Source organism: Streptomyces sp. NRRL B-24484, from assembly GCF_000717715.1.
Lineage (GTDB): Bacteria > Actinomycetota > Actinomycetes > Streptomycetales > Streptomycetaceae > Kitasatospora.
This window is the reverse complement of sequence record NZ_JOAI01000014.1, coordinates 38,636-65,616: the sequence shown is the minus strand read 5'-3', so window position 1 is coordinate 65,616 and position 26,981 is coordinate 38,636. Positions and strand designations below refer to the sequence as shown.

The window sequence follows — 26,981 nt, the reverse complement described above, 5'->3', positions numbered from 1 at the left end:
CAGCCCCAGGAGACACCGTGGTCACCACCGTCAGCGCGGGCCGCAGAGGCCGCGCGATCGGCGCACTCACCGCGTCCGCCGCCCTGGCCCTCTCGATCGGTGCCGGTCTTTCGATCGCCCCCACCGCCGAGGCCACCCCGCCCAGCACCAAGGACGTCACCGCCACCCTCTTCGAGTGGAAGTTCGACTCCGTCGCCAAGGCCTGCACCGACACGCTCGGCCCCAAGGGCTACGGCTTCGTCGAGGTCTCGCCGCCCCAGGAGCACATCCAGGGCGCCCAGTGGTGGACGTCCTACCAGCCGGTCAGTTACAAGATCGCCGGACGGCTCGGCGACCGCGCCGCCTTCCAGTCCATGGTGACCACCTGTCACGCGGCGGGCGTCAAGGTGATCGCCGACTCGGTGGTCAACCACATGTCGGCCGGCTCCGGGACGGGCACCGGCGGCACCGTCTACACCAAGTACAACTACCCGGGCTACTACCAGGACCAGGACTTCCACTCCTGCCGCCAGGCGATCAGCAACTACGGCGACCGCTCCAACGTGCAGAACTGCGAACTGGTCAACCTCTCCGACCTGGACACCGGCTCCGGTTACGTCCAGCAGACCATCGCCAACTACCTGAGCGACCTGCTCACCCTCGGCGTGGACGGCTTCCGGATCGACGCCGCCAAGCACATCGCCGCCTCCGACCTGTCCGCCATCAAGGCGAAGATGAGCAACCCGAACGCCTACTGGGTGACCGAGGTCATCTACGGCGCCGGCGAGCCGATCCAGCCCTCCGAGTACACCGGACTCGGCGACGTCGACGAGTTCCGTTCCGGCACCTGGCTGAAGAGCGCCTTCAACGGCGGGAGGATCTCCGACCTCTCCACCTGGGGCAACGGCCTGCTCGCGAGCGGCCAGGCCCGCACCTTCGTCGACAACTGGGACACCGAGCGCAACGGCTCGACCCTCAACTACAAGTACGGCTCCGCCTACACGCTGGCCAACGTCTTCATGCTGGCCCACCCGTACGGCTCGCCGAACGTCTACTCCGGCTACGCCTTCACCGGCAACGACGACGGCCCGCCGAACGGCGGCACCGTCAACGCCTGCTACAGCGACGGCTGGAACTGCACCCACGCCTGGCGCCAGGTCGCCAACATGGTCGGCTTCCGCAACGCCGTCTCCGGCACCGCGATGACCAACTGGTGGTCCAACGGAAACAACGCGATCGCCTTCGGCCGCGGCAGCAAGGGCTTCGTCGCGATCAACCGCGAGTCCGGCTCGATCACCCAGACCTTCCAGACCTCGCTGCCCGCCGGCACCTACTGCGACGTCCAGCACGGCGACCCGGTCTCCGGCGGTTGCACCGGCACCACCTACACCGTCGGCTCCGACGGCAAGTTCACCGCCACCGTCGCCGCCGGTGACGCCGTCGCCCTCTACGTCGGCGCGGGCGGCCAGCCCACCTCCACCCCGACCCCGACCGCCACGCCCACCGGCAGCAGCAGCGCGACCGTCTTCTACTCCACGAACAAGAACTGGTCGGCCTACTACCTGCACTACGCGCCCACCGGCGGCACCTGGACGACCTCCCCCGGCGTCGCGATGACCGCGGCCTGCACCGGCTGGGTCAAGTACACCGCCGACCTCGGCACCGCCGCCGGCCTCGCCGCCACCTTCAACAACGGCTCCGGCACCTGGGACAACAACAACAGCGCCAACTACGCGCTCGGCACCGGCAACGTGACCGTCAAGGACGGCGCGGTCGGCAGCGGCGACCCGTGCGCCACCAGCACCCCGACGGCGACCCCGACCAGCACCCCGACCTCCTCCACCACCGGGGCCTCGTTCGCGGTCAACGCCACCACCGTGACCGGCCAGAACATCTACGTGGTCGGCAACAACGCCGCCCTCGGCAACTGGAACACCGGCTCCGCCCTGCTGCTCTCCTCGGCGAGCTACCCGGTCTGGAAGCTGGACGTGGCGATGGCCGCCGGCACCGCCTTCGAGTACAAGTACATCCGCAAGGACGCGAGCGGAAACGTCACCTGGGAGAGCGGCGCGAACCGGACGGCCACCGTCCCGGCGAGCGGCCCGGTCGCCCTGAGCGACACCTTCCGCAGCTGACCCCTCCCGATCCGACGGCCCCGACCGGACGGCCGCCGCACCCCCGTGGTGCGGCGGCCGTCACGGTTGCCGCGGCGAAACCCCCCGAAGGAGTGGAGTACGGGCCGTCCCGGCGCTCTGCCCCGGCCCCGGCTGCCAGCATCGCCGGTGTGACCACAACCCCCACCACCTTCGCGATCCTGGACCTCGAACTGTGCGGCGGCCGCTGGGACGGCCATCCGATGCGCGTCCACGCCTCCGCGCCCCCGCCCTCGCTACGCATGGTCCTGCGCGCCGACCTGCCCGCCGCCGAGGCGGGCGAGTACTGGCCCACCACCAGCGTCTACCGCTTCGACCCCGACGGCCCGGTGCCGTGCTACCGGCACTCGCACGACGAGTGACCAGGGCCCCGGCCCCATGACCGCGAACGCCCCGGCCGCCGGTCCGGTGTTCCGTGGAACGGCGCCGGTCCCCGCTGCGGGGCGGGGACCGGCGGGCCGGGGCGCGGCCGTGGGCCGGGGGTCAGTGCCCGAAGTCGAACCAGTTGACGTTGACGAAGTCGGCCGGCTGGCCGCTGGTGAACGTGAGGTAGACGTCGTGGGTGCCGGTCACCGCGGAGATGTTGGCGGGGACGGTGCGCCAGGTCTGCCAGCCGCCGGTGCCGCCGATCGCGAAGGAGCCGATCGGTGCGTTGCCGCGGCTGTCGAGTCGGACCTCCACCAGGCCGCTGACCCCGCCGCCGGCACCGGAGGCGACCCGGGCGAGGAACTGGCGGGCCGGGGTGGAGCCGAAGTTGACGCCCTTGTACTGCGCCCAGTCGCCGTTGGCGAGCCATCCGATGTCCTGGCCGCCCTCGCTGCAGGTCTCGGTGGCGGTGCCGGACTGGGCGTCGAAGGACTCGGCCTGGATCGGGTTGTAGGCGTCCCGGTTGCCGGGCGGCGCGGTGGGCGTGGGTGTCGGGGTCGGGGTGGGCGTGCTGCCGCCGCCGGACTGCGAGACGCTCACGTAGTCGACCACCATCGGCACGCCGGAGACGGTGCCGCCGTCCGGCCCGCCGCCGAAGGCGCCGGGGAAGCCGCCGCCCATGGCCACGTTGAGGATCACGAAGAAGCCGTGGTCGGTGGCGTTGTTCCAGGTCGTCGCGTCCACCTGGTCGGAGTTGACGGTGTGGAACTGCACGCCGTCCAGGTACCAGCGCAGCTGCTGCGGGCTGGTGGAGCGGTCCCACTCGACGGCGTAGGTGTGGAAGCCGTTCTGGCAGGCGGGCGTGCAGGCGCGCTGGCCGCCGATACCGGTGGTCTCGTTGCACGGGCCGCCGGGGCTGGTGCCGCAGTGCAGGGTGGCCCACACGTTGTTGAGGCCCTGGACGTTCTCCATGATGTCGATCTCGCCGATGCCCGGCCAGTTCCACCAGTTGCCGCGGAACGGCTCGCCGAGCGCCCAGAAGGCCGGCCAGTAGCCCTTGGCGGCGGCGCCGGTGACGTTCGGCATCTGCAGCCGGGACTCGATCCTCAGCTTGCCGCCGGCCGGCGGCCGGAAGTCGGACCGGTTGGTCTCGATCCGGCCGGAGGTCCAGTTGCCGGCGGCGTCCCGGACCGGGGTGATCTTCAGGTTGCCGTTGCCGTCGAGGGCGACGTTGGCGGTGCTGGAGGTCATCGTCTCGATCTCGCCGGTGCCGAAGCCGGCCGGTCCGCCGGGGTACGAGGTGCCGGTGGTGTAGCGCCAATCGGTCGTGTTGACGCCGGAGCCCGCCGGCCCGTTGAAGTCGTCGGCGAACACCTGGGTCCAGCCGGAGGGGGCCGGGGGCACGCTCGCCTCGGCGTTCATCGTGCCCGCGAGGCCGGTGGCCAGCAGGCCGAGGAGGCCGGCCGCGGTGAACAGGTGCCGGACGCGTGGTCTGAGCCGCATGGGGGTGCCTCTCGTGGGGTGGGGACGGAGGGGACCGTGCGATGCCGTGCGGTGACTGCGTGAGAGCGCTCTCGAAAGTGGTACCGGCGGCCCCGGACCGGTGTCAATGACTGAAGGCGTATCAGCCGGTGAGTCGCATTTCCCGTTCGCGGATCGACCTGACGGGTTGACAGGAGCCCCTGTCCGACACCACTCTCTGTTCGAGAGCGCTCTCAAGTCATGTCAGTGCCGCTTTTGGCCGTTCGCACCCACGACCGGGCCGGTGCGGGCCTAACCGCGTCCGATGTACGGCATCGCGGTGGCCATCACGGTGGCGAACTGCACGTTCGCCTCCAGCGGCAGCTCGGCCATGTGCCGCACGGTGCGGGCCACGTCGGCGGCGTCCATGACCGGCTCGGGCACGATCCGTCCGTCGGCCTGCCGCACCCCGGCGGCCATCGCGGTGGTCATGTCGGTGGCGGCGTTGCCGATGTCGATCTGGCCGCAGGCGATCCGGTACGGGCGGCCGTCGAGCGAGAGCGACCTGGTCAGGCCGGTGACGGCGTGCTTGGTCGCCGTGTACGCGATCGAGTGCGGCCGCGGCACGTGGGCGGAGATCGAACCGTTGTTGATGATCCGGCCGCCCTGCGGGCGCTGCGCCTTCATCTGCCGGAAGGCGGCCTGCGCGCAGAGGAAGGCGCCGGTCAGGTTGAGGTCGACCACGGCCCGCCAGTCCTCCACCGCGAGGTCCTCGACGGGGGTGGGGGCGCCGAAGGTGCCGGCGTTGTTGAAGAGCAGGTCGATCCGGCCGAAGCGCCCGGCGGCCCCGGCGAACAGTGCGTCCACCGCGGCCGGGTCGGTGACGTCGGCCGGGACGGCCACCGCGCCGCCGCCCGCCAGGGCCGCGGTCTCGTGCAGCGGCTCGGCGCGGCGCCCGGCGAGCACCGTCAGCCAGCCGGCGGCGGCCAGGTCGAGGGCCACCGCCCGGCCGATCCCGCTGCCCGCCCCGGTCACGACGGCGATCTGCTGCGGCACGGCGGGGGCTCCCTCGGTTCGGCGGGCCGGGGACGTCCTGCGGACCGGGCCGCGCGACACTCCCCGACGGTCCGTCGATGATCGCGCCGCGGACCGCCCGGTGTCACTCGTCGAAGCCGCCAACACGCCGGCCGTCCGAGCGGCAACCGGCTGGCGCAACCTCCCGTACCCCGCCGTCCGGCGGGGGTCCGCCCCCGCCGGACGGCCGGTTGCCCGCCCTGTCGCAACCGGGTCCGCGCAGGCCGGCGTCATAGGATCACGAACGGCACGGACGTTCGCCCTTCGGGCAGCCGTGCCGTTCCGGGGTGTCCGGGGCCGTCGCGCCGCGCCCCGGTCAGGCCCCGCCCGGGGCAGCGGCCGTCCGGCCGCCCCGGGGTGTCCCACCGTCGGAGAGATCGAACGTGCAGCCGCAGCCCTCCCGCGCCCGCCGCCGGGCCGTCCGTACCCGTACCCTTCTCGCGGGCACCGCCGCGGCCGCACTGGCCGTCGCGCTGACCGGCTGCGGGAGCTCCGGCGGGCCGTCGAACTCGCAGGACGGGGCGAAGTCGGTCGCGTCCGGTGCGCCCGCGAGCCCGACGCCGCCGCCGAAGCCCAAGAAGGTGCTGATGCCGACCGGCCCGGCCGCCGACCTGAAGAAGGTCCGCGACACCGAGGCCGGGCCGATCATGATGACCACGCTGAACGGCCCGAAGTCCGGCGTCAGCGGCAAGGTCTGGGTCTGGCTGCCGCCGCAGTACAACGACCCCGCGTACGCCAGCCACGGGTTCCCCGTGCTCACCCTCTACGCGGGCGGGCAGAGCGCCGGCTACAACACCTGGACGGACAACCAGCTGCCGATCCAGAAGATCGACGCCGAGCTGTCCAAGGCGGGCAAGGCCCACCCGTTCATCCTGATCATGCCGGTGCAGAACCTGAACTCCAGCGAGTCCAAGGCGCTGGAGTGCTCCGACATCCCGGGCCAGCCGAAGATCGGCACCTGGATGGCGGAGGACATCCCGGACTTCGTCCGCGCCAACTTCCGCACCGTCAAGGGGCGCGACGGCTGGGGCCTGATGGGCGCCTCCACCGGCGCGTTCTGCAGCGCCAAGCTCGCCCTGCAGCACCCCGGGACGTTCAAGGCCGCGGTGCCGATCGACGGCTACTTCAACCCCGACTCGCCGCTCTGGCAGGGCCACGAGCAGGAGCGCCTGGCCAACAGCCCGGGCCAGCTGGTCGCCCGGGGCACCGCGGACGTGCGGATGCTCGCCACCGCCGGCGGCTCCAACGCGTACGAGACCGGGCTGGTCAAGGCCTGGGTCAAGAAGGCGGTGCCGCCGCTGACCGTCGAGTACTACGAGCAGCCCGGCGGCAAGCACCTCACCTCCGACTTCAAGAAGATGATCCCGGAGACCCTGGAGTGGCTCAGCAAGAACCTGGCCGGACCGGAGGCCGACTGACGCGCCGCCGGGCCCGGGGGAGCGGACGCCGCGTGCACGAATTCGGCGGGTCCGCCCCCGTGGGTCTCCGCGGAGCGGGATACTCCATTCCGGCGGCGGGTGCAGCCCGCCGGCCCGCGCCGTTCCAGCCGCAGTGCGCCCGCCCGGGCGCCGGGGCACCCGGGGCCGGGCCCGCGGCGATCGACCGGATCGTTCGAACGTCCCGATCACCCCGCTGACCTGCGCGTCAATCGGTCATTGATTCGACTCTGATGGGCTTTCCGCACGCTGGAGCCCCGGGCCGAGCACCACTCGCGGTGCCGGAGCCGTTCCAGCCCCAGTCAGCCGCGAAGAGAGCGCCATGTCCTGTCACCTGCTCCCCGTCGACTCGCCACAGGTCCCCGCCCAGCCGCACGCGGAGCGTCGGATGCCGGACGTCGAGCCCATCCCGTTCGCCGGCCTGCACCTGGTGCACGCGGCCCTGCGCCGCGACCTCGCCCGGCTGCCCAACGCACTGCGCCTGCTGCAGCCCGGCGACGAGGCCGCCGCCCAGGCCCTGCAGCGGCACTGGGACTTCATGACCGCCATGCTCACCTGCCACCACGAGCAGCAGGACACCCGGCTCTGGCCGCTGCTGCGCCGCTTCGCCCCGGAGCTGCGGCTGCTGCTCAACTGGCTGGAGGCCGACCACCACAACCTCGACCACTCCTTCACCCGGGTCACCACCCTCGTCCGGATCGCCACCCGGGACCCGGCCAGCGCCTGGCCGGTCGCCTACGCGGTCGAGGAGCTCGCCGCCCGGCTGGAGACCCACCTGCGGATCGAGGAGCGCCAGCTGCTGCCGCGGATGGCCGGGATCTTCCCCGCCGGTTCGCGGATCGGCACCCTGCCCGAACTCCTCGACCTGCTGCGCGCCGCGGACGGCCCGGCCTCCTCGGACGCCCTGGTCTGGCTGCTCGACGGTGTCGACGAGGCCCAGATCGACCGGCTGATCGCCGACTGCGACGACGCCACCGCCCGGCACTGGCCGCACTGGCGGGCCACCTACGCCCGCTGCTCCGAGCAGCTCTGGGGCCGGGGCTGCTGACCCCGGGTCAGGCGGCGCCCCACGCCGCCAGGTACGGGCCCAGGTCGGCCGCGTCCGCGGTCGCCAGCCCGATGTGGCCGTCCGGCCGGACCAGCAGGTAGCCCTCGCCCCACCCCTCGGCGACCCGCGCCGTGCGGACGTCCGCGGGCAGCCCGCCGGGGACGGGCAGCGCCGTACCCGCGACCACCAGCGTCGCGTGCGGGCCGCGCAGCACGTCGAACAGCCGCTGCCGGGTGCCGTCGGCGGCGGTGCACGCCGCGTCCGGGGCCCGGTCGCCGGCCTGCAGGTCGTCCTCGCCGAGGCCGCTGCGCAGCTCACGGCTCAACGGGCCGCCGCGGTAGCCGACGCCGAGCTGCCCGGTCTGCAGGCCGCGCCTCGCGGCGGGGCCGACCGCACCGGCCCGGTGCAGCGAGGTGCTCATCTCCAGCACGTCCGCGGCCACCGGCAGCCGCTCCGCCTCGTAGCTGTCCAGCAGCTCCGCGGGGGCGCCGTCGCGCAGCACCCGGCCGAGCTTCCAGCCCAGGTTGTAGGCGTCCTGCACGCTGGTGTTCAGCCCCTGCCCGCCGGCCGGGGAGTGCACGTGCGCCGCGTCCCCGGCCAGGAACACCCGGCCGCTGCGGAAGCGGTCGGCGAGCGCCGCGCGCGGCCGGAAACCTGAGGCCCAGCGCACCTCGGTGACGGCCGAGGCCGGCAACGGGGTGCGCTCGGCGACCACCCGCCGCACGCCCTCGGCCGAGGTGTCCGGCTCGCCCTCCTCGAACTGTGCGAACAGCTGGAAGTCCAGGGCGGTGCCGCCCGGCATCGGGCAGAGCAGTGCCGCTCCGCCGGGGGCGTCCCGCCAGACGTGCCAGTGGTCGCGGGGGAGTCCGTCGATCCGGACGTCGGCGACCAGGGCCGCCTCGGGGGCGACCGTCTCGCCGGCCATCGGGATGCCGACCGCGCGGCGCACCGTGCTGCGGCCGCCGTCCGCCGCCACCAGGTAGTCGGCGGTGGCGGTGCCGGCCGTGGTGTCGACCGCGACGCCGTCCGCGTCCTGCCGGACGGCGAGCACGCCGGTGCCGAACTCGACGGAGCCGCCGAGCTCCAGCAGCCGGGCGTGGAGGATCTCCTGGGTGCGCCACTGGGGCAGCATCCACGCGTCGGGGTAGGGCACGCCGTCCTCCGCGGGTCGGCGCTCCATCAGGTCCCATGCGGGGCCGGGCTCGGCGCCCCGCCAGGACCGCATCGGCGGGTAGGGCGAGCCCGCGGCGCGGACGGCGCCGATCACCCCGAGGTCGTCGAGGACCTCCTGGGTGCGGGGCTGCAGGCCCTTCCCGCGCGAGCCGGGGAAGAGGCCCGGTGCCTGCTCCAGCAGCCGGAACCGGACGCCCCGGCGGGCGAGGTCGCAGGCGAGGACGAGGCCGGTCGGGCCGGCGCCGACGATCAGGACGTCGGTGTGCATGCCGATCTCCTTAACGCTGTTAAGTGGCGATGTCCCGAGGATCCACTTAACGCTGTTAAATTGTCAAGGGGGAGCGGATGCGGCACAGTGCCGCCCGGACGGACCGGCGGAGGTGGAGGACGTGGCGGCCAAACTGGAACGCGCACGCGTGGTCGACACCGCGCTGCGCCTGCTCGACGAGACCGGCCTGGAGGGCCTCACCCTGCGCCGGATCGCCACCGAACTCGACGTCAAGGCGCCGGCCCTGTACTGGCACTTCGCCAACAAGCAGGCCCTGCTCGACGAGATGGCCACCGAGATGCTGCGCCGGATGACCGCCGCCGCCGAACCCCCCGGCCCCGACGCCGACTGGCGCGCCTGGCTGCTGCTCACCTGCCGCACCCTGCGCCGCACCCTGCTCGGCCACCGCGACGGCGCCAAGGTCTTCAGCGGCACCCGCCTCACCGACACCGGCCACGCCGCCCGCCTGGAGGAGCAGCTGACCGCCTTCGTCCGCGGCGGCTTCACGGTCGACGACGCCGTGGCGGCCCACTTCACCGCCTACGCCTTCACCATCGGCTTCGTCATCGAGGAGCAGGCCGTCCACCCGGCGCCCGGCGAGCGCGCCCCCGGCTACGACCCCGAGGAGCGGGCCCGCGCCATGGGCGCCGACCACCCGCTCGCCGCCGCCTCCGGCGCCGGCCTCTTCGACGACTTCGAGCGGCGCTTCGAACGCGGGCTCGCCGTGGTCGTCGCCGGCGTCGAGACGGTGCTGCTGCCCTGACGCCGGTCCGGACGCGGACGGGCCCCGCGCCCGAACCGGGTGCGGGGCCCGCGCGGCGGGACCGGCGGATCAGCCGGCCAGTGCGGTCCGCGCCGCCGAAAGGTCCGCCGGCCGCGGCCGGTTGTGCGGCAGCTTCGACAGCACCGCGGCCATCGCGCAGGTGTCGGTCACCGCGGAGAACGTCAGCCCGCCGGCGACCGCCGCCGCCACCCAGCGGGCCTTCGGCGCGGCCAGCCCGGCCGCCAGGCCCGCCAGCACCAGCGAACCGGCCGCCATCCGGACCTGCCGGTCCATCGCCCAGGCGGCCCGGCCCGCATCCTCCGGCCGGTCCAGGGCGTGGCCGAGCTGTGCCCAGGCCGCGGTGCCGCCGGTCAGCGTCGCCACCGCGACACCGTGCCCGGCCAGCACCGCCGCGGCCCGCTCGGAGCGGGCGCCCGAGGCGCAGACCAGCAGCAGCGGGCCGCGCCCGGCGGCCGTCCGCAGCTCGGGCAGCAGGCCGTCCACCGCGTCCAGCGGCACGTTGAGCGCACCGGGCAGGTGGCCGGAGGCGTACTCGCCGGGCGTGCGGACGTCGACGACGGTGAGCTCGCCGGCCCGGGCCAGGGCCTGCTCGGGGGTGAGGGGAGTGGAGGTCACGGGGGAGTCCCTTCGGTTCGGGGGGCTTGCTCCTCGGGGGTGGAGGAGCTCGGGGGTGGGGTCTGTCGGGGGAGCGCGGAGGCGCCGTTCCCCGGTGCGCGGGGCGCGGCGGTCTCCGGGGAGATCGGGAAGCCGGCGGGGGCCGGGTACGCTATACCCCTTGGGGTATTCGGAGAGGAGAGGTCATGGAGCTGGCGGCCGAGGAACTGACGGGCGCGATCAACCGGCTGCGCCGCGCCCAGGGGCAGATCGCCGGGATCATCCGGATGATCGAGGAGGGGCGGGACTGCGAGGACGTCGTCACCCAGCTCGCCGCCGCGTCCAAGGCGCTGGACCGGGCCGGGTTCGCGATCATCGCCACCGGGCTGCAGCAGTGCCTCGCCGACGGCGACACCGCGGACGGCGACCAGCAGCAGGTCCGGACGAGACTCGAGAAGCTCTTCCTCTCGCTGGCCTGACACCGGCCGGGGGGCTCAGGTCACGGCGTCCACCAGCATGAACGCGGCCACCGCGAGCAGCAGCACGGCGAAGGTCCGCTGCAGCACCGGCCCCGACAGGCGGTGGGCCAGCCGCCGGCCGTCGCGCGCGGCCAGCAGTGCGGCGCCCGCGAACGGCGCCACCACCGCCCAGTCCAGCCCGCCGGCCGTGCCCGCCCGACCGGCGAGCGAGGCCATCGAGTTGGCGGATATCACCAGCAGGCTGGTGCCGACCGCGGCCCGCATCTCGAAGGCGAGCACACCGACCAGGGTCGGCACGGCCAGGAAGCCGCCGCCCACGCCCAGCAGTCCGGTCAGCGCCCCGAGCCCGGCACCGGCGCCGGCCGCCCGGGGCGCGGACGGCTCGCACCGGCCCGGTGCGCCCGGCCGCAGCATCCGCACCGCGGCCGCGCCCGCGACCAGCGCGAACGCCCCGGTCAGCACCGGCTGCGGCACCCGGGCCGACAGCAGGCCGGCCACCGCGGCGGGCACCAGGCCGGCCGCCGCGAACAGCGCGCCCGTCCGCCAGCGGACGTGGCCCTCGCGGGCGTGCCCGACCAGTGCACTCACCGAGGTCACCGTGACGATCAGCAGACTCGCCGTGGTGGCCTGCGCCGGGGCGAGGCCCAGCAGGTAGATCAGGGCCGGCACCGCCAGCACGCTGCCGCCGCCGCCCAGGGCACCCAGCGCCAGACCGACCACCGCGCCCGCGGCCAGCGCCGCGGCCAGCGCGATCACGCCGCCCCGCCCGGACAGCCGTCGCCGTCCGCGCCGGGACCGCCGGTCAGCGGCAGCCCGGCCTCGGCCCAGGCGAGCAGTCCGCCGACCACGTCCACCGCCGACACCCCGCGATGGGCGAGCAGTTCCACCGCCCGCAGCGAGCGGCGTCCGGACCGGCAGACCACCACCACCGGCCGCCCGGCCGCCTCCGCGGGCAGCCCGCCCCCCGACTCCAGGGCCGAGAGCGGCAGGTGCAGCGAGCCGGGCGGCCGTTCGTCCAGCCGCTCCGCCGCCTCGCGGACGTCCAGCAGGACGGCTGCGCCGGTGGCGGTGAGCCGGTACGCCTCGGTGGGTGCGAGCCGGCCGGGGACCGTGGTGCGGGGGGACTGCGTGGACCCGGGGGACCCGGAAGACCAGGTGGACCAGGCGGACCAGGTGGACCAGGTGGACATGGCGCCTCCTCGGCGGTCGGTGACGGGGTGACGGGACGGGCCGGGCCGCGGGTGTGCGGTGCCGCACGTGTGCTCCCCCGGACCGAGGGGGACGGGTGCTGCCGGTGGTGTCGGTGGGCGCCCGGCGGTGCCGGGGCCGGGATCGGGGCCGGTTCGGGGCCCGGGCGGCGGTCAGGCCGGTGCGTCGCCGCCCTGCTGCGGGTCGGCGGTCAGCCCGGCGCGGACGGCTCCGTCGAAGGAGTCGTCGACGGCCACCACCTCGCGCCCTGCGGCGTCCAGCAGCGAGGCGGCGACAGCCGCTCTCATGCCGCCGGCGCAGTGCACCCACACCGGCCCGGGCGGCACCTCGCCGATCCGGCCGGGCAGCAGGTGCACGGGGATGTGCGCCGAGCCGGTGATTGCGCCGCCGGCCCGTTCGGAGGCCCGGCGGACGTCCAGCACCACCGGTCGGCCGCCGTTCGCCGACGGGGCGGCGAGGGCGGTCGCGAGGTCCGCGAAGTCGGCCCGGCGGAAGGAGCGCGGCCGATCGCCCGCGAGCGTCCAGGCGTCGGGGCCGCCGGTGGCCGCGGCGGCGGGCCGGTCGATCCCGACCCGGACCAGCTCGCGCTGGGCGGCGGCGATCTCCTCGGCCGTCGCGGCGAGCAGGGTCACCGGCTTGCCCCAGGGGATCAGCCAGGCCAGGTAGGTGGCGAGGCTGCCGGTGCCCTCGATGTTGAACGAGCCGGCCAGGTGCCCCTCGGCGAAGGCGACCCGGCTGCGCAGGTCGACCACCCACTCGCCGGCGGCCAGCCGGGCGGCGAGTTCGGCGGCGTCCGCCTGCCGCGGCGGGGTCAGGTCGACCGGCGCCGGGCCGGCCGCGTTGGCCGGGCCCATGTGCGCGTAGTAGGCGGGGATGTCGTCCAGGCCGGCCAGCAGGTCGGCGACGAAGGTGTCGACGTCCTTCACCAGGGCGTCGTTGCGGGTGCGCTCGACGCCGATGGTCGACCCGGTGGAGGCGCCGTCCGCCCGGCCGGCGGCGCAGAAGCTGCCGAAGCCGTGGGTGGGCAGCACCGCGGTGGTGTCGGGGAGGGCCTCCGCCAGCCGGTGCGCCGAGGCGTGCTGGGCGCGGGCCAGCTGCTCGGTGAGCCGCGGCTCGACCAGGTCGGGGCGGCCGACGGTGCCGATCAGCAGCGATCCGCCGGTGAAGGCGGCGACCGGCCGGCCGTCCTCCTCCAGCACGTAGGCGGTGTGGTGCGGGGTGTGCCCCGGCGTCGCGACGGCCCGCAGCGCGAGTCCGGCGTCCACCGGGTGCACGTCGCCGTCCTCGACCGGCACCCGGTCGAAGGCGACCCGGGCGCCCGCGGGCACCAGGTAGCGGGCGCCGGTGAGGCGGGCGAGTTCCAGGCCGCCGGTGACGTAGTCGTTGTGCACGTGGGTCTCGACCACCAGCGCGATCCGCACGCCGTGCCGCGCCGCCGTGGCGACCAGCCGGTCGACGTCGCGCGGCGGGTCGACGGCCACGGCGGCGGTCGCGCCGCCGGCCAGGTAGCTGCGGTTGCCGAGGCCTGTGAGCTCCACGGTGTCGATGAAGAACATCGCCGTCCCTTCCCGTTCCAAGGTACCCCCGGGGGTATCTGTTCTCCACCCTAACAGGGGTACCCCCGGGGGTATCCGGGGCGGGATCGGGGCAAAACTCACACCCCCGGACGGGAATGCGCCGGTAACCTCCGCCGGATGACCGCCCCCGCACTCTTCGAACCGCCGCTGCTCACCCGCCTGATGGCCGCCGACCGGATCCTGGTCGCCGGGGCCGGCGGCGGCTTCGACGTCTACGCCGGCCTGCCGATCGCCCTCGCCCTGCGCGCCGCCGGCAAGGAGGTGCACCTGGCCAACCTCTCCTTCAGCCACCTGTACGGCCTGGACACCGAGGTGTGGCTCGCGCCGGACGTCGCCGAGATCCGGCCGGACACCCGCAGCGCCGAGCAGTACTTCCCGGAGCGCACCCTGGCCCGCTGGCTGCGGCTGCACGGCATGCCGGACACCGTCTTCGCCTTCGCGTCGGTCGGCGTGCAGCCGCTGCGCGCGGCCTACCGGGCGCTGACCGACCACCTCGGCACCGACGCGGTGCTGCTGGTGGACGGCGGGACGGACATCCTGATGCGCGGCGACGAGGCCGGGCTCGGCACGCCCGAGGAGGACATGGCCAGCCTCGCCGCCGTCGCCGGCCTCCCGCACCTCCCGACCCGGCTGGTGGCCTGCCTCGGCTTCGGCGTCGACGCGTACCACGGGGTCAATCACACGCTGGTGCTGGAGAACCTCGCCGCGCTCGACCGCGCCGGCGGCTACCTGGGGGCGTTCTCTCTGCCGCGGGAGAGCCGCGAGGGCGCGCTCTACCTGGACGCGGTCGAGCACGCCCGGGCCGCCTTCCCCGAGCACCCCAGCATCGTGCACGGCTCGGTGGCGGCCGCGCTGCGCGGCGAGTTCGGCGACGTCCGGTTCACCGCGCGGACGAAGGGCGGCGAACTGTTCGTCAACCCGCTGATGACGCTCTGGTTCGGCGTCACGGTGGAGGCGCTCGCCGCCCGGCACCTGTACCTCGACCGGATCGAACGGACCGTTCTGATGCGGCAGATCAGTTCGGCGGTCGAGGAGTTCCGCGACGGATTGCCCGCACAGCGCCCACCTCGGGTTTTCCCGCACTGACCGGAGCGGGTCCCGGCTGCCGCCCGCCGAAGAGGAGTGAACCGGCCGCCGCGCGCTGGGTGTGCAGGAGTTCGCGCCCGGCGCGCGGCCGGTCCGGGTGCCTCCGCGCCCGCTCCGCCGACGGTGTGTCGCCGCCGTCGCTCGGGCAGACTCCGCCGCGATCATGACCGCCGGCCCGGACGAACCCGTCCGGACCGCCGGACGGCCCAGGAAAGGCGACCCGGCAGTGCCACAACCCTTCGAGCTCCCGGAGTTCTACGTCCCGCACCCGGCGACGCTCAACCCCCACCTCGACCACGCCCGCGCCCACACCAAGCGGTGGGCCCGCGGTATGGGGATGCTGGAAGGCTCGGGAGTCTGGGAGGAACGCGACCTCGACGCGCACGACTACGCGCTGCTCTGCGCCTACACCCACCCCGACTGCTCCGCCGAGGAACTCGCCCTCGTCACCGACTGGTACGTCTGGGTCTTCTTCTTCGACGACCACTTCCTGGAGCTGTTCAAGCGCACCCAGGACCGCAAGGGCGGCAAGGCCTACCTCGACCGGCTGCCCGCCTTCATGCCGATGGACCTCCCCGACGGCGTGCCCGCGCCCACCAACCCGGTCGAGGCCGGCCTCGCCGACCTGTGGCTGCGCACCGTGCCCACCATGTCCACCGCCTGGCGCGAGCGCTTCCGCGAATCCACCGAGCACCTGCTGTACGAGTCCATGTGGGAGCTCTCCAACATCAACGCCGGCCGGATCTCCAACCCGGTCGAGTACATCGAGATGCGCCGCAAGGTCGGCGGCGCGCCGTGGTCCGCCGGCCTGGTCGAACACGCCGTGGGCGCCGAGGTCCCCGCCGGGATCGCCGCCTCCCGACCGATGCGGGTGCTGCGCGACGCCTTCTCCGACGGCGTCCACCTGCGCAACGACCTCTTCTCCTACCAGCGCGAGGTCGAGGACGAGGGCGAGCTCTCCAACGGCGTCCTGGTGCTGGAGACCTTCCTCGGCTGCCCCACCCAGGAGGCCGCCGAGCGGGTCAACGACCTGCTCACCTCCCGGCTGCACCAGTTCGAGAACACCGTCTTCGCCGAACTCCCGCTGCTCTTCGCCGAGCACGGCCTCGACGCGGGCCAGGCCGCCGACGTCATGAAGTACGTCAAGGGCCTGCAGGACTGGCAGTCCGGCGGCCACGAGTGGCACATGCGCTCCAGCCGCTACATGAACGGCGGCGGCGCGATCGCCGAGCGCACCCCCGACCTTCCCGGCCCGACCGGGGTCGGCACCCAGGCCGCCGACCTGCTCAAGTCGCTGCGCGGCCTGGCCGACCCGGCCCGCGCCCGCAGCTTCGGCCACACCCCGTTCCGCCCGGTCGGCGCCTCGCCGCCGCCCGCGTTCGAGATGCCGTTCCCGACCCGGCTCAACCCGCACCTGGACGGCGCCCGGCAGCGCCTGGTCGACTGGGTCCGGCAGGTGCAACTGATCGACCCCGTCCCCGGCGTCTGGACGGAGGAGAAGCTGGTCGACTTCGACTTCGCCCTCTGCGCCGCCGGCATCGCCCCGGACGCCGCCCCCGACCAGCTCGACCTGGCCGCCGGCTGGCTCACCTGGGGCACCTACGCGGACGACCTCTACCCGGCCGTGCACGGCGCGGCCCGCGACCTCGCCGGCGCCCGGCTGCGCAACGAGCGGCTGTCCGCCCTCATGACGCTGGACGGACCGGCCGCCGTCGTCCCGGCCGACGGTCTGGAGCGCGCCCTCGCCGACCTGTGGGCCCGCACCGCCGGGCCGATGGACGACGGATCCCGCCGCCGCTTCCGCGCCGCGGTCGAGAAGATGCTCGACTCCTGGCTCTGGGAGATGCTCAACCAGGCGCAGAACCGCATCCCGGACCCGGTCGACTACCTGGAGATGCGCCGCCTCACCTTCGGCGCCGACCTCACCATGAGCCTCGCCCGCCTCGGCCACGGCCGCACCGTCCCCGACGAGGTGCACCGGCACGCCTCGCTGCAGGCCCTGGAGAACTCCGCGGCCGACTACGCGATGCTCGTCAACGACGTCTTCTCGTACCGGAAGGAGGTCGAGTACGCGGGCGAGGTGCACAACCTGGTGCTGGTCACCGAGAACTTCTTCGACTGCGACCGGCCGACCGCGCTCGGCATCGTGCACGACCTCATGAAGTCCCGGCTGAGCCAGTTCCAGCACGTCGCCGACCACGAACTGCCGCAGCTCTACGAGGACTTCGAGCTGGACGCGGCCGCCCGCGCGGTGCTCGACGGCTACGTGGCCGAGCTGCGGGACTGGATGGCCGCCGTGCTCACCTGGCACCGGGAGTGCCACCGCTACGCGGACGAGGACCTCGCCCGCCACCACCGCCCGGCACTCCCGCAGCCGCCGACCGGCCTCCGCCCGCCGGCGGAGGTGTCCGCCGCCGAGCCGGTGCCGCCGTCGCCCGTCCCGGTGCCGCTGGGGCCGACGGGCCTCGGCACCACGGGCACCCGGCTGCCCGCCCCGGCGGTCGCCGCCGTCCACTGAGGCGTTCCCCTGCGGCGCGCGAGTACCCGTGGGACGCACGGGTCCCGCGCGCCCCCGGGGTCACCTCACTTCTTCGCCGCAGCCAGGATCTTGACGGTGGTGTGGAAGAAGCGCGAGGTCGCCGTCCCGGCGTACGCCTTGCCGAACAGCGCGGCCGGGTTGCCGCCCAGCCGGCCGTTCCGCAGGTGGAGGACGACGAAGGCGGCGTTCGGCACCGCACCCACCAGCTCCCAGTCGCCCTTGGGGGAGGCGGCCGGCGGGGCGAGCTCCGCCGGCAGCGGCTCGGACAGGAACAGCACGCACAGCCGCAGCTCCGGCGTCACCTCGATCCCGGCGAACGGATCGGCCGCGACGATCGCCTCCAGCTCGTCGAGCGTGCACAGCACCGTCGGCACCGGATAGCCGAGCGCCTGCTCCAGGTGCTCCTCGATCCGCGCGGTGAGCGCCGCCCGGTCGGCCCCGTCCGCCTCGAAGAAGACGTTCCCGCTCTGGATGTACGTCCGCACCCGGGCCAGGCCCAACTCCTCGAAGAGTTCGCGGAGCCGCTGCATGGTGACCGTGCGCCCACCCACGTTGACCGCACGGAGGAAGGCGATGTACGTCTGCGTCATACCGCCAGTCTGGCAGTGCCCGCTGCCAGACTGGGGACCATGACGACCTGGCAGGACTTCGAGTACGAAGCGCCGGATCTCGCCCCGCTGGTGCGGGCCCGGTTCGAGGCGAACAAGCACCACGTGCTGGCCACCCTGCGGCGCGGCGGCGGGCCCCGGGTCAGCGGCACCGAGGTCCGGTTCGTCGGCGCCGACCTGACCGTCGGCTCCATGTACGGCGCGGTGAAGGCCCTCGACCTGCGCCGGGACGGCCGCTTCGCGCTGCACAGCAACCCCGGCGACGGATCGATGGCCGACGGCGACGCCAAGGTCTCCGGCACCGCCGTCGAGATCACCGACCCGGCCGAGCTCGCCGCTTACGAGGGCGACCTCCCCGAGGCACCGCCCGGCGCCTTCCACGCCTTCCGGCTGGAGCCCGAGGAGGTCGTGCTCACCACCGTCGCGGACGACCGGCTGGTGATCCACTCCTGGCGGCGCGGCGAGGGCGTCCGCCGCTTCGAACGGACCTGAACCGCCGTACCGGCCGCAGCCGCTCGGGGCGCCGAGCCCCCTGGACCGGTGCCCCGCGGGCGCGCTACTCGGGGAGCACCGAGCGGACGGCCTCCGGCGTACGGGCCACCACCGCGTGCCCGTCGTCCGCCGTGATGATCGGGCGCTGGATCAGGATCGGCTGCCCGGCCAGCGCCGCGATCCAGCGGCTGCGGTCCGCCTCCTCGCGCGGCCACTCGCGCATGCCCAGCTCCTCGGCCACGGCCTCGTCGAGCCGGGTGATGTCCCACGGCTCCAGGTTCAGCCGCGCCAGCACGTCCGTCAGCTCCGCCGAGGTCGGCGGCTCCTCCAGGTAACGCCGCACGGTGTACTCGACGCCCGCCGCGTCCAGGTCCTCGACGGCGCTGCGGCACTTGCTGCAGCGCGGGTTGATCCAGATTTCCATGCCGCCAGCCTAGCGAGGGCGGTCCGCCGCCCCCGGGACGCGGTACCCGCGCCGACACCGCCACTCCGGCCGCCCCCGGCCCCGGCCCGCTCACTCCCGCGGGTGATCCCGCACCCGCCCGGGAACTCCCGCCCCGCACCCGGAGGTTGTATCCCCGACGAGCGAGAGGGGAGCCGCGGAATGGACGGCGAAGCGATCATCGAGCAGTTGGTGGGCCCCGACGGGCGGGCCGATCCGTACCCGCTGTACGAGCAGGCGCACGGCCTCGGCCCGGTCGCGCCCTGCGGCCCCGGGATGCTGATGACCGTCGGCCACCGCGCCTGCGACCAGGTGCTGCGCAACCCCGCCTTCGGCATGCCCGACCCGGCGCAGCGCGAGGCGTTCGAGCCGGGCTTCGCCGACCACCCGGCGAAGGTCCTGCTGAGCCGCTCGATCCTGGAGCGCAACCCGCCGGACCACGGCCGGATGCGCGCGCCGATCGCCTCGGTCTTCACCGCCCGCCGGGTCGCCGCCCTGGAGCCGGCCGTCACCGCCGCCGTCCACCGCCTGCTCGACGGGATGGCCGCGCGGGGCGCCGACGGCAGACCGGTCGACTTCATGGAGGACTTCGCCTTCCGCCTTCCGGTCGGCGTCGTCTGCGAGCTGCTCGGCGTTCCGGAGGAGGACCGCCACCGGTTCCGCGGCCTCGCCTCCGACCTCACCGCCGCCCTGGAGCTGCTGATCGACGACAGCGAGCTCGCCGCCGCCGACGAGGCCGCCGAGGAGCTGTCCGACTACTTCACCCGGCTGGCCGCCGCGCGCCGCGCCCACCCGCAGGACGACCTGGTCAGCGCACTCGTGCAGGTCGCCGCGGAGCAGCCCGAGCGGCTCACCGGCCACGAGCTGCTCGCCAACCTGGTGCTGCTGCTGGTCGCCGGCTTCGAGACGACGACCAACCTGCTCGGCAACGCCGTCGCCCTGCTCTTCGACCACCCCGAGGCCGCCGCCGGGCTGCGCGCCGGCACCGTCACCCCGGACGGCCTCACCGAGGAGGTGCTGCGCCACGACTCGCCCGTCCAGCTGACCTCCCGGATCGCCCTCGCCGAGGGCCTGGACGTCGGGGGCGTCCCCGCCCCGGTCGGCACGGGCATCTTCCTGCTGCTCGGCGCGGCCAACCGGGATCCCGCCCGCTACGAGCAGCCCGCGCGCTTCGACCCCACCCGCCGGGACAGCCACCCGCTGAGCTTCGGCGGCGGCCCGCACTACTGCCTCGGCGCCCAGCTCGCCCGCTTGGAGGCCCGGACGGCCCTGCCCGCCCTGTTCGCGAGGTTCCCCGCGCTCGCCCCGGCCGGGCCCGCCGAACGGCGGGACCGCCTGGTCCTGCGCGGTTACCGCACCCTGCCCGTCCGAACGGCCTGACTCACGCCTGCGGCCCGGCCCACTCCATCAGGTTGGCGAACAGCTCCGCCTGCTCGCGGGCGTCGTCCAGCGCGTGGTGGGTGTGCGGCAGGTCCGGCAGCAGCGAGGCCGGCATCGACCGCTTGCCGATCCCGGCGAACGGCACCCCCGCCCGGGCCGCGTACAGCGTCTTCACGTCCAGGCACCCGGAGTGCCCGAACGGGCTGCGCCCGGCGAACTCCATCAGGTACCAGTACAGGAACAGCCAGTCGTACGGCGCCGGGTAGCCGACCATGACCGGCCGGTACCGCTGCCCGCCGGGCCCGGCGCGGACCTGCTCCACCCAGGAGCAGAACGCTGTCATCGCCGCCGCGGGCGGGGTGCCGCCGGTCAGCAGCGCAGCCCGGTCCAGCCCGGAGACGGCCAGTGCCTGCGGGTCGAAGCGCTCGGAGACCGGCCGCAGCTCCCGGTAGAAGCCGGCGGCCTGCCGCCCGGCCCGCCGGAAGCCGTCCGCGTCGTGGTGCCCGGCGACGGCGGCACCGAAGGAGAGCATCGAGTACGGGCCCGGGATCGGGCCGTCGGCCTCGACGTCGACGGAGATGTACACGGTCGGGGTGGTGCGGCGTGCGGCGGACATGCGGGGGATTCTTCCGGGCCGGGCGGTGCCGCGGCGACCGGATTACCGCGAGAATCGGCGCATGTCCCAGCCCGCCCTGATCCCGCCCGTCCCGCCGCGGCTGCCGGAGCGCGTCCGGTGCCGGCGCTGCGGCCGCCCGCTGCACGACCCGCTCTCCCGGATGCTGCGCCTCGGCCGCGAGTGCCGCGGCCCGCAGGAGCCGGTGCGGGTCGTCGAGGGCGACCAGGAGACCCTCCCGGGCCTGGCCTCGCCGGCCCCGACACCGGCCCCGACACCGGCCGCGCCCACGGCGACCCCCACGACCACGGAAGGCGGTGCGCCGTGACGGAGGACCTCCGCGCCCGGCTGGACACCCTGGCGACCGAGGCGCACCGCCCCGAACTGGCCGGTCTCGACCGACTGCCCACGTTGGAGATCGCCGCCCTGATGAACGGGGAGGACCGTACGGTGCCCGAGGCGGTCGGCCGCCGACTGCCGGAGATCGCCGCGGCGGTGGACGCGATCGCCGAGCGGCTCGCCCGCGGCGGGCGGCTGGTCTACGCCGGGGCCGGGACGGCCGGGCGGATCGGGGTGCTGGACGCCGCCGAGTGCCCGCCCACCTTCGGCACCGCCCCCGGGCTGGTCGTCGGCCTGATCGCGGGCGGCCCGGAGGCGGTGCTGAACGCCGTGGAGGGCGCCGAGGACAGCCGCGTGCTGGCCGTCGCGGACCTGGACGGGATCGGCCTGACCGCGGAGGACGCGGTGATCGGGGTCTCCGCCTCCGGACGGACGCCGTACGCGGTGGCCGCCGTCGAGTACGCCCGGGCCCGCGGCGCCCTGACCGTCGGCCTGGCCTGCACCGCCGGTTCCGAGCTGGGCGCCGCGGCCGAGCACCCGATCGAGGTGGTGGTCGGCCCGGAGGTGCTCACAGGCTCGACCCGGCTCAAGGCCGGCACCGCGCAGAAGCTGGTGCTCAACATGGTCTCGACGATCACCATGGTCCGGCTCGGCCGCACCTACGGGAACCTGATGGTCGACCTGCGGGCCACCAACGAGAAGCTCCGGGCCCGCTGCCGCCGGATCGTCGCCCTCGCCACCGGCGCCGCCCCCGAGGCGGCCGACCGCGCCCTGGACGCCGCCGGCGGCGAGGTGAAGCCCGCGGTCCTCGCCCTGCTCACCGGCCTTGCCCCCGCCGACGCCACCCGCCTGCTCACCGCCCACGGCGGCCGCCTCCGCGAGGCCCTGGACGCCGCCGGCGCCGACCGCGCTGACTGATGATCACATCCTCTTACTGCCAAAGGAATTGAAAGGATCGTGTCCGGCCTTCGTGCCATACTGGGCGGCCTGCCCGGAAAGGCCGTCGAGGGGGACGATGAACACAGGCCATGACGAGCGCGCCGGTACCGCACCTCCGATGCACTGGGACCCGACCGCACGCGGCGGACAGGGCGGGTGGAGGGACGGGGTCCCCGTCCCCGGGGCGGTGCCGACCGCTCCGGGGACGACCGCTCCGGCGACGCCCCGGCCGACCGGCCCGCACCGGCAGCGGATCGCCCTGGCCGCCGCGTTCGGCGTGGTCGCCTGTGTCCTGATCGGGGTGCTTGCGCACCGGTCGACGGACGGGGCTGCCGAGGGCGCCGCTGCACCGTCCGCACCGACCGCCCCCGAGACGACGGCCGGCACGGCGTGGTCGACCGGCCCCGGCGACAGCGACGGCGACGGTCCCGGAGCCGGACCCGGGCTCGCCGTGACCGACAGCGGTGCGGCCGCACGGCAGGCCGCCGCCCTGGACGCCCTGCTCGGCGACAGTACGGCCGACCGCCGGCAGGTCACCGAGGCCGTGAACCAGGTCGCGGAGTGCCGGTCGGTGACGGCCGCCGTCACCGTCCTGGCCGCGGCGGGTGACCGCCGCGACGCGCTCGTCTCCCGGCTGGCCTCGCTCGACCTCGACTTGATCGACGGCGGCCCGCGCGCCGCGGCCGATCTCCGCACGGCCTGGCAGCACTCGGCCGAGGCGGACCGCTCGTTCGCCGCCTGGGCCCGCACCGCCGAGGGCTGCACCACCGCAGCGGACGTGGCCCGCGGTGCCGACTACGACCGCGCCGTGGCGGAGAGCGGCCAGGCCGGCCGCGCCAAGGCGGCGTTCGCCGAGGGATGGGCGACCATCGCCGCCGCCAACGGCCTGCCGGCGCGCTCCGCCGACCAGTTGTGACCACGGGCCGCCGGGCGACCGGCGCCGAGAAAGGCTCCCGACTTCCGTGACTTCCCCGCCAGGCCCCCTTCCACCGCCCCGGTCGGACACGCCGCCCAACACGGATGCGACCGTCGAGACGGACGCACCGCCCGGACCCCCGCCGGTGACGCCCCCGCCGGTGACGCCGCCGCCGGGGCAGGGCGCGCTCGACCAACTGATCCGGGCCCAGGCCGGACACCCGCAGAGCGACGCCACGGCCTACCTCCGCGCGGCGGCCCACCTCGACCGCGGCTTCCGGCACGCCGTCATCGAGGAGCTCGCCGAGAACCCGCACCGGATCCCGCCGCCCTCCTTCGGCATCGACCTGGTGGCGGTGCTCAACGAGTGCTTCGCGGCACGGCGGTGGGAGCTGCAGCGCGGCGCGGTGATGCTCCTCCTGCCCCTCGCGGCGATGCCGATCCACCTCGCCGGCGCCCTGCTGCCCCTCGTCCTCACCCTCACCGCCCGCTGGTACCTCTTCCTGGCCGGTGCCGCCTCCCGCTACCTGGAGCGCTGGGCCGTCCGCCTGGCGGGGCCGGGCGTGCGCGGCATCGTGCGTCTGATCACCGGACTCTGGTGGATCGTCACCCTGGTCTACCTCGCCGTGACCGTCTCCGGCGCGGTCTTCGCCCTGCTCGACCTGTCGTTCGCCGAGTCCCTCGAACGGGACTGCGGCTACTACTCGTCGGGCGGGTACGGCTGCGACTCCGGTGCCGCCTCGGCGGCGCCGCTCTGGGCGGCCCTGCTCGTGGTCGTCGGCTGGATGGTGGTGGCCGCCGTCGACCGCCACCGCACGCTGCGCCGACTGCACCTGCTGGGCACCGGGCGCGCACCCGTCGAGCCGGACCGGGACGCGGCGCTCTGCGCCGAGCTGCGCCGCAAGCAGGCGGACCCGGAGGTCGTGTACAGCGACTTCGCGCCGTTCGTCGGGGCCGGCGTCGAGCTGGACCACTGGTCCTTCGCCGTCGAGCTCGTCCCGGACGACGCGGCGCACCTGCCGGACGGGACGCCGGACCTCTCGAAGGAGGCCGCGCCCGCGCTGACCGTGCTGGCGGTCCACGCGCACCTCCGCCGCGAACTCCAGCGCCTGGCGGAGACCGGCACCCCCGGGTACCCCGGGGACCGGATGCACACCCTCCGCGTGATCGACCACGTCTTCAAGAACGGCCGCCGGCTCGGTCCCGCCACCGACTGGAGCGGCACCGGCCCCGGATCGGCCTTCGCCGTGATGGCGCCCTACGCCGCGCGGGAGGCCGCGGCGCGGGCCGGCCGCGGTGCCGCGGACGTCCCCGACACCTGGTGGGTCGACAGCCTGGACCTGGCGGCCGAGGAGCGGCTGAGGCACTACCTCGCCGTCCGGGTGACCGGCTGGAACGACGAGGTGGCGCTGACCGTCTTCACCCGGGTCCAGCTCCAGGGCGGGCTGCTCTTCCTGGAGGCCCGCGCGTTCCTGCTGCCGCCGATCGCCCGCGCCTACCACGCGATCGACACCGCGTCGGCGCCCAACGACCTCGTCACCTGGACGGCCCTGGCCCTCCGTTCCACCGTGTCCGCCTTCGTCCTGACCGGTCGGGCCGTCCCCGACCTCGGCCGGGCGCTGCGCAGTTCCTGGCGCAGGGCCGGTACGGAGGCCTGGTACCGCTGGATGTGCCACGAGAACCGCCTGGTCGACCACGCCCCGGCCTGCTCGGTGCGGGAGCTCGGCGCGGAGTCCGAGTACCAGCAGCTCTTCCAGGAGATGGACGTCCAGCGCTTCCTGAAGAGCATCAGCACCCGGACGCTGACGGCCGTCCACGGCGCCCTCCGGGAGCACGGCTACCTGACCGACCAGTACGACAGCCTGCGGACGGTAGTGATCAACAACGGTGTGCAGGTGAACGGCGCGGTCACCGGCACCATCCAGACCGGCGAGGGGTCGAGGGCGGAGTTCCGGCAGGTGACGACGCCCGCCACCCACCTGGGCACGCGCAAGAACTGAACCGAGAGGGAGGACCGGAGCATGACGACATCCGGATCGGGCGGAGGCATCCACATCGCGGACCGGTGACCGGCATCGTCCAGAGCGGTTCCGGCAGCCACGCCGTGTACCACCAGGGGGCCGCCGGGGAGGCGGCCGCCGAGTCGCCCGGTGCGAGGCGCCTCCTGGAGGCGGTCGAGGCGCTGCGCGCGGAGTTGCGGGCCTTCGCCGGGGCGCGGCCGGACGGGCTGTCGGAGCAGGAGGCGCAGCTGGCCGAGGAGGCCCTGGACGAGGTGGCCTCCGCCGCCCCGGCCCCGGGCGCGGCACCGGACGGGACCCGGCTGCGCAGGGCGGTCGCCACCGTGACCGGGCTGCTGGCCTCGGCGACCGGGCTGGCCGCGGCCGTCGCGGCGCTCACCGCCGCGGCCGCGCCGCTCTTCTGACCCCGCCGTTCCGCGGCGCACGGGACGCACGGAGGCCCCGGCCCGGGAGGCTCGCGCTCTCCCGGGCCGGGGCCTCCGTCGGCCGTCCTACAGGTCGAAGTAGAGCTCGAACTCGTGCGGGTGCGGCCGCAGGGCGATCGGGGCGATCTCGTTGGTGCGCTTGAAGTCGATCCAGGTCTCGATCAGGTCGGGGGTGAACACCCCGCCCGCGAGCAGGTACTCGTGGTCGGCCTCCAGCGCGTCGAGGACGGCGCCGAGCGAGGCGGGGACCTGCGGCACCGCGGCGTGCTCGTCGGGGGCCAGCTCGTAGAGGTCCTTGTCGACCGGCTCCAGCGGCTCGATCTTGTTCTTGATGCCGTCCAGGCCGGCCATCAGCATGGCGGCGAAGGCCAGGTACGGGTTGGAGGCCGGGTCGGGCGCGCGGAACTCGATGCGCTTGGCCTTGGCGTTCGACCCGGTGATCGGGATGCGGATCGCCGCGGAGCGGTTGCGCTGCGAGTAGACCAGGTTGACCGGCGCCTCGAAGCCCGGCACCAGGCGGTGGTAGGAGTTCACCGAGGGGTTGGTGAAGGCCAGCAGGGACGGCGCGTGCCGCAGCAGGCCGCCGATGTAGTACCGCGCGGTGTCGGAGAGGCCGGCGTAGCCCTGCTCGTCGTAGAAGAGCGGCGAGCCCTCGGTCCACAGCGACTGGTGGACGTGCATGCCGGAGCCGTTGTCGCCGAAGATCGGCTTCGGCATGAAGGTGGCGGTCTTGCCGTTCCGCCACGCGACGTTCTTGATGATGTACTTGAACAGCATCAGGTCGTCGGCGGCGTGCAGCAGGGTGTTGAACTTGTAGTTGATCTCCGCCTGGCCGGCCGTGCCGACCTCGTGGTGCTGCCGCTCGACCTGCAGGCCGGCGGCGGCGAGCTCCAGCGACATCTCGGCGCGCAGGTCGGCGAAGTGGTCCACCGGCGGCACGGGGAAGTAGCCGCCCTTGTACTTCACCTTGTAGCCGCGGTTGCCGCCCTCCTCGATCCGGCCGGTGTTCCAGGCGCCGGCGATCGAGTCGATGTGGTAGTACGAGGCGTTCGCACTGGTCTCGAAGCGGACCTCGTCGAACACGTAGAACTCGGCCTCCGGGCCGAAGTACGCGGTGTCGGCGATGCCGGAGGAGGCGAGGTAGGCCTCGGCCTTCCTGGCGACGTTGCGCGGGTCGCGGCTGTAGGCCTCGCCCGTGATCGGGTCCTGGATGAAGAAGTTGATGTTGAGGTGCTTCTCGGAGCGGAACGGATCCAGCCGGGCCGTCGCCAGGTCGGGGACGAGTGCCATGTCGGACTCGTGGATGGCCTGGAAGCCCCGGATCGAGGAACCGTCGAACATGAGGATCTCGGACGGGTCGAAGGTCGAGGCAGGCACTGAGAAGTGCTGCATGACGCCCGGCAGGTCGCAGAACCGGACATCGACGAACTTGATGTCGTTGTCCGTGATGTACTGCCTGACCTCGTCGGCGTTGGTGAACATCCATCCTCCTCAGCTGCGGTGCGGCCCACGGTAGGAGCCGGCCGTTTCCGGTGGGTGATTTCCCCGTCCTCTGCATGTTAACCAGCAGCGCCCCGAGTGTGG

26 protein-coding genes are annotated in these 26,981 nt (G+C 74.3%); 15 read left to right on the top strand and 11 right to left on the bottom strand.

Annotated elements, in window-relative coordinates; genetic code table 11:
- Nucleotides 1-56: 56 nt before the first annotated feature.
- Nucleotides 57-2,114, top strand: a complete 2,058-nt coding sequence (locus IE98_RS42475) for a carbohydrate-binding module family 20 domain-containing protein (protein ID WP_063748929.1) — start codon at nt 57-59, stop codon at nt 2,112-2,114.
- A gap of 149 nt (nt 2,115-2,263) precedes the next feature.
- Nucleotides 2,264-2,494, top strand: a complete 231-nt coding sequence (locus IE98_RS0115180) for a hypothetical protein (RefSeq protein ID WP_159400917.1) — start codon at nt 2,264-2,266, stop codon at nt 2,492-2,494.
- Between the two features lie 121 nt (nt 2,495-2,615).
- On the opposite strand, the gene IE98_RS0115175 is transcribed toward IE98_RS0115180, so the two are convergent.
- Complete coding sequence (locus IE98_RS0115175; RefSeq protein WP_030269150.1) at nt 2,616-4,001, bottom strand: glycoside hydrolase family 16 protein; 1,386 nt, start codon at nt 3,999-4,001, stop codon at nt 2,616-2,618.
- 270 nt (nt 4,002-4,271) lie between these two features.
- The gene (locus IE98_RS0115170) at nt 4,272-5,015 is read right to left on the bottom strand and encodes an SDR family oxidoreductase (RefSeq protein ID WP_030269148.1); all 744 of its coding nucleotides are present in this window, start codon (nt 5,013-5,015) and stop codon (nt 4,272-4,274) included.
- Nucleotides 5,016-5,416: 401 nt separating this feature from the next.
- Between IE98_RS0115170 and IE98_RS0115165 the strand changes: the two genes are divergently transcribed.
- Together IE98_RS0115165 and IE98_RS0115160 are read left to right on the top strand one after the other, a co-directional pair.
- Nucleotides 5,417-6,451, top strand: a complete 1,035-nt coding sequence (locus IE98_RS0115165) for an alpha/beta hydrolase (RefSeq protein ID WP_078661034.1) — start codon at nt 5,417-5,419, stop codon at nt 6,449-6,451.
- Between the two features lie 340 nt (nt 6,452-6,791).
- Nucleotides 6,792-7,517, top strand: coding sequence for a hemerythrin domain-containing protein (locus IE98_RS0115160; protein ID WP_078661033.1), 726 nt, complete (start codon nt 6,792-6,794; stop codon nt 7,515-7,517).
- A gap of 7 nt (nt 7,518-7,524) precedes the next feature.
- On the opposite strand, the gene IE98_RS0115155 is transcribed toward IE98_RS0115160, so the two are convergent.
- Nucleotides 7,525-8,958 carry an FAD-dependent monooxygenase gene (locus tag IE98_RS0115155; RefSeq protein WP_030269143.1) on the bottom strand — a complete coding sequence of 478 codons (1,434 nt, stop codon included), beginning with the start codon at nt 8,956-8,958 and terminating at the stop codon, nt 7,525-7,527.
- Nucleotides 8,959-9,079: 121 nt separating this feature from the next.
- Here IE98_RS0115155 and IE98_RS0115150 point away from each other — a divergent pair, with 121 nt between their 5' ends.
- Nucleotides 9,080-9,721: a TetR/AcrR family transcriptional regulator C-terminal domain-containing protein gene (locus IE98_RS0115150; protein WP_030269141.1), complete on the top strand. Its 642-nt coding sequence runs from the start codon at nt 9,080-9,082 to the stop codon at nt 9,719-9,721.
- Nucleotides 9,722-9,790: 69 nt separating this feature from the next.
- Here the strand turns inward: IE98_RS0115150 and IE98_RS0115145 are convergent, their stop codons facing one another.
- Nucleotides 9,791-10,357: a rhodanese-like domain-containing protein gene (locus IE98_RS0115145; RefSeq protein WP_030269140.1), complete on the bottom strand. Its 567-nt coding sequence runs from the start codon at nt 10,355-10,357 to the stop codon at nt 9,791-9,793.
- Between the two features lie 185 nt (nt 10,358-10,542).
- Between IE98_RS0115145 and IE98_RS0115140 the strand changes: the two genes are divergently transcribed.
- Nucleotides 10,543-10,815, top strand: coding sequence for a metal-sensitive transcriptional regulator (locus IE98_RS0115140; protein WP_030269138.1), 273 nt, complete (start codon nt 10,543-10,545; stop codon nt 10,813-10,815).
- A gap of 15 nt (nt 10,816-10,830) precedes the next feature.
- Here IE98_RS0115140 and IE98_RS0115135 read toward each other — a convergent pair whose 3' ends face one another.
- From IE98_RS0115135 to IE98_RS0115125, 3 genes are all read right to left on the bottom strand, one after another.
- Nucleotides 10,831-11,571 carry a sulfite exporter TauE/SafE family protein gene (locus tag IE98_RS0115135; protein WP_030269136.1) on the bottom strand — a complete coding sequence of 247 codons (741 nt, stop codon included), beginning with the start codon at nt 11,569-11,571 and terminating at the stop codon, nt 10,831-10,833.
- Nucleotides 11,568-12,005, bottom strand: coding sequence for a rhodanese-like domain-containing protein (locus tag IE98_RS0115130; RefSeq protein WP_078661031.1), 438 nt, complete (start codon nt 12,003-12,005; stop codon nt 11,568-11,570). The genes IE98_RS0115135 and IE98_RS0115130 overlap by 4 nt, the downstream gene beginning before the upstream one ends.
- A gap of 171 nt (nt 12,006-12,176) precedes the next feature.
- Nucleotides 12,177-13,580, bottom strand: a complete 1,404-nt coding sequence (locus IE98_RS0115125) for an MBL fold metallo-hydrolase (protein ID WP_052390538.1) — start codon at nt 13,578-13,580, stop codon at nt 12,177-12,179.
- Nucleotides 13,581-13,718: 138 nt separating this feature from the next.
- Here IE98_RS0115125 and IE98_RS0115120 point away from each other — a divergent pair, with 138 nt between their 5' ends.
- Together IE98_RS0115120 and IE98_RS0115115 are read left to right on the top strand one after the other, a co-directional pair.
- Nucleotides 13,719-14,687, top strand: a complete 969-nt coding sequence (locus IE98_RS0115120) for a DUF1152 domain-containing protein (protein WP_030269130.1) — start codon at nt 13,719-13,721, stop codon at nt 14,685-14,687.
- Between the two features lie 226 nt (nt 14,688-14,913).
- A complete protein-coding gene (locus IE98_RS0115115; RefSeq protein ID WP_078661042.1) occupies nt 14,914-17,205 on the top strand; it encodes a terpene synthase family protein in 2,292 nt (763 codons plus the stop codon).
- 65 nt (nt 17,206-17,270) lie between these two features.
- On the opposite strand, the gene IE98_RS0115110 is transcribed toward IE98_RS0115115, so the two are convergent.
- The gene (locus tag IE98_RS0115110; protein ID WP_030269127.1) at nt 17,271-17,816 is read right to left on the bottom strand and encodes a DUF1697 domain-containing protein; all 546 of its coding nucleotides are present in this window, start codon (nt 17,814-17,816) and stop codon (nt 17,271-17,273) included.
- 39 nt (nt 17,817-17,855) lie between these two features.
- Here IE98_RS0115110 and IE98_RS0115105 point away from each other — a divergent pair, with 39 nt between their 5' ends.
- Nucleotides 17,856-18,326 (top strand): pyridoxamine 5'-phosphate oxidase family protein, encoded by a 471-nt coding sequence (locus IE98_RS0115105; RefSeq protein WP_030269125.1) that lies wholly within the window; start codon nt 17,856-17,858, stop codon nt 18,324-18,326.
- 64 nt (nt 18,327-18,390) lie between these two features.
- On the opposite strand, the gene IE98_RS0115100 is transcribed toward IE98_RS0115105, so the two are convergent.
- Nucleotides 18,391-18,750 (bottom strand): ArsC/Spx/MgsR family protein, encoded by a 360-nt coding sequence (locus IE98_RS0115100; protein WP_030269123.1) that lies wholly within the window; start codon nt 18,748-18,750, stop codon nt 18,391-18,393.
- Between the two features lie 180 nt (nt 18,751-18,930).
- On the opposite strand from IE98_RS0115100, the gene IE98_RS0115095 reads away from it, so the two are divergent.
- Complete coding sequence (locus tag IE98_RS0115095) at nt 18,931-20,148, top strand: cytochrome P450 (protein WP_030269121.1); 1,218 nt, start codon at nt 18,931-18,933, stop codon at nt 20,146-20,148.
- A 1-nt stretch (nt 20,149) separates the two neighbouring features.
- Here IE98_RS0115095 and IE98_RS0115090 read toward each other — a convergent pair whose 3' ends face one another.
- Nucleotides 20,150-20,764, bottom strand: coding sequence for an exonuclease (locus IE98_RS0115090; protein ID WP_030269119.1), 615 nt, complete (start codon nt 20,762-20,764; stop codon nt 20,150-20,152).
- A 61-nt stretch (nt 20,765-20,825) separates the two neighbouring features.
- Between IE98_RS0115090 and IE98_RS50810 the strand changes: the two genes are divergently transcribed.
- The 5 genes from IE98_RS50810 to IE98_RS47905 all read left to right on the top strand — a co-directional run bounded on the left by IE98_RS50810 (nt 20,826) and on the right by IE98_RS47905 (nt 25,376).
- Entirely contained in the window at nt 20,826-21,089 is a 264-nt protein-coding gene (locus IE98_RS50810; RefSeq protein WP_043174232.1) for a DUF6011 domain-containing protein, read from the top strand.
- Nucleotides 21,086-22,018 (top strand): N-acetylmuramic acid 6-phosphate etherase, encoded by a 933-nt coding sequence (murQ, locus tag IE98_RS0115080; RefSeq protein ID WP_030269117.1) that lies wholly within the window; start codon nt 21,086-21,088, stop codon nt 22,016-22,018. Before IE98_RS50810 ends, murQ begins: the two co-directional genes overlap by 4 nt.
- Nucleotides 22,019-22,115: 97 nt before the next feature.
- Complete coding sequence (locus IE98_RS42465) at nt 22,116-22,955, top strand: hypothetical protein (protein WP_234443547.1); 840 nt, start codon at nt 22,116-22,118, stop codon at nt 22,953-22,955.
- A gap of 160 nt (nt 22,956-23,115) precedes the next feature.
- A complete protein-coding gene (locus IE98_RS0115070) occupies nt 23,116-24,954 on the top strand; it encodes a hypothetical protein (RefSeq protein ID WP_234443546.1) in 1,839 nt (612 codons plus the stop codon).
- 65 nt (nt 24,955-25,019) lie between these two features.
- On the top strand, nt 25,020-25,376 hold the full coding sequence (locus IE98_RS47905; RefSeq protein ID WP_030269112.1) for a DUF5955 family protein: 357 nt from the start codon (nt 25,020-25,022) through the stop codon (nt 25,374-25,376).
- Between the two features lie 87 nt (nt 25,377-25,463).
- On the opposite strand, the gene glnA is transcribed toward IE98_RS47905, so the two are convergent.
- Complete coding sequence (glnA, locus tag IE98_RS0115060) at nt 25,464-26,879, bottom strand: type I glutamate--ammonia ligase (protein WP_030269111.1); 1,416 nt, start codon at nt 26,877-26,879, stop codon at nt 25,464-25,466.
- Between the last annotated feature and the right edge of the window lie 102 nt (nt 26,880-26,981).

Coding starts and splice junctions, on each gene's coding strand:
- IE98_RS0115155 (WP_030269143.1), bottom strand. CDS start 8,958: ATGCACACCGACGTCCTGATCGTCGGCGCCGGCCCGACCGGCCTCGTC.
- IE98_RS42465 (WP_234443547.1), top strand. CDS start 22,116: ATGAACACAGGCCATGACGAGCGCGCCGGTACCGCACCTCCGATGCAC.
- IE98_RS0115110 (WP_030269127.1), bottom strand. CDS start 17,816: ATGACGCAGACGTACATCGCCTTCCTCCGTGCGGTCAACGTGGGTGGG.
- IE98_RS0115095 (WP_030269121.1), top strand. CDS start 18,931: ATGGACGGCGAAGCGATCATCGAGCAGTTGGTGGGCCCCGACGGGCGG.
- IE98_RS0115125 (WP_052390538.1), bottom strand. CDS start 13,580: ATGTTCTTCATCGACACCGTGGAGCTCACAGGCCTCGGCAACCGCAGC.
- glnA (WP_030269111.1), bottom strand. CDS start 26,879: ATGTTCACCAACGCCGACGAGGTCAGGCAGTACATCACGGACAACGAC.
- IE98_RS0115175 (WP_030269150.1), bottom strand. CDS start 4,001: ATGCGGCTCAGACCACGCGTCCGGCACCTGTTCACCGCGGCCGGCCTC.
- IE98_RS0115160 (WP_078661033.1), top strand. CDS start 6,792: ATGTCCTGTCACCTGCTCCCCGTCGACTCGCCACAGGTCCCCGCCCAG.
- IE98_RS0115120 (WP_030269130.1), top strand. CDS start 13,719: ATGACCGCCCCCGCACTCTTCGAACCGCCGCTGCTCACCCGCCTGATG.
- IE98_RS0115090 (WP_030269119.1), bottom strand. CDS start 20,764: ATGTCCGCCGCACGCCGCACCACCCCGACCGTGTACATCTCCGTCGAC.
- IE98_RS0115130 (WP_078661031.1), bottom strand. CDS start 12,005: ATGTCCACCTGGTCCACCTGGTCCGCCTGGTCCACCTGGTCTTCCGGG.
- IE98_RS0115140 (WP_030269138.1), top strand. CDS start 10,543: ATGGAGCTGGCGGCCGAGGAACTGACGGGCGCGATCAACCGGCTGCGC.
- IE98_RS50810 (WP_043174232.1), top strand. CDS start 20,826: ATGTCCCAGCCCGCCCTGATCCCGCCCGTCCCGCCGCGGCTGCCGGAG.
- IE98_RS0115105 (WP_030269125.1), top strand. CDS start 17,856: ATGACGACCTGGCAGGACTTCGAGTACGAAGCGCCGGATCTCGCCCCG.
- IE98_RS0115100 (WP_030269123.1), bottom strand. CDS start 18,750: ATGGAAATCTGGATCAACCCGCGCTGCAGCAAGTGCCGCAGCGCCGTC.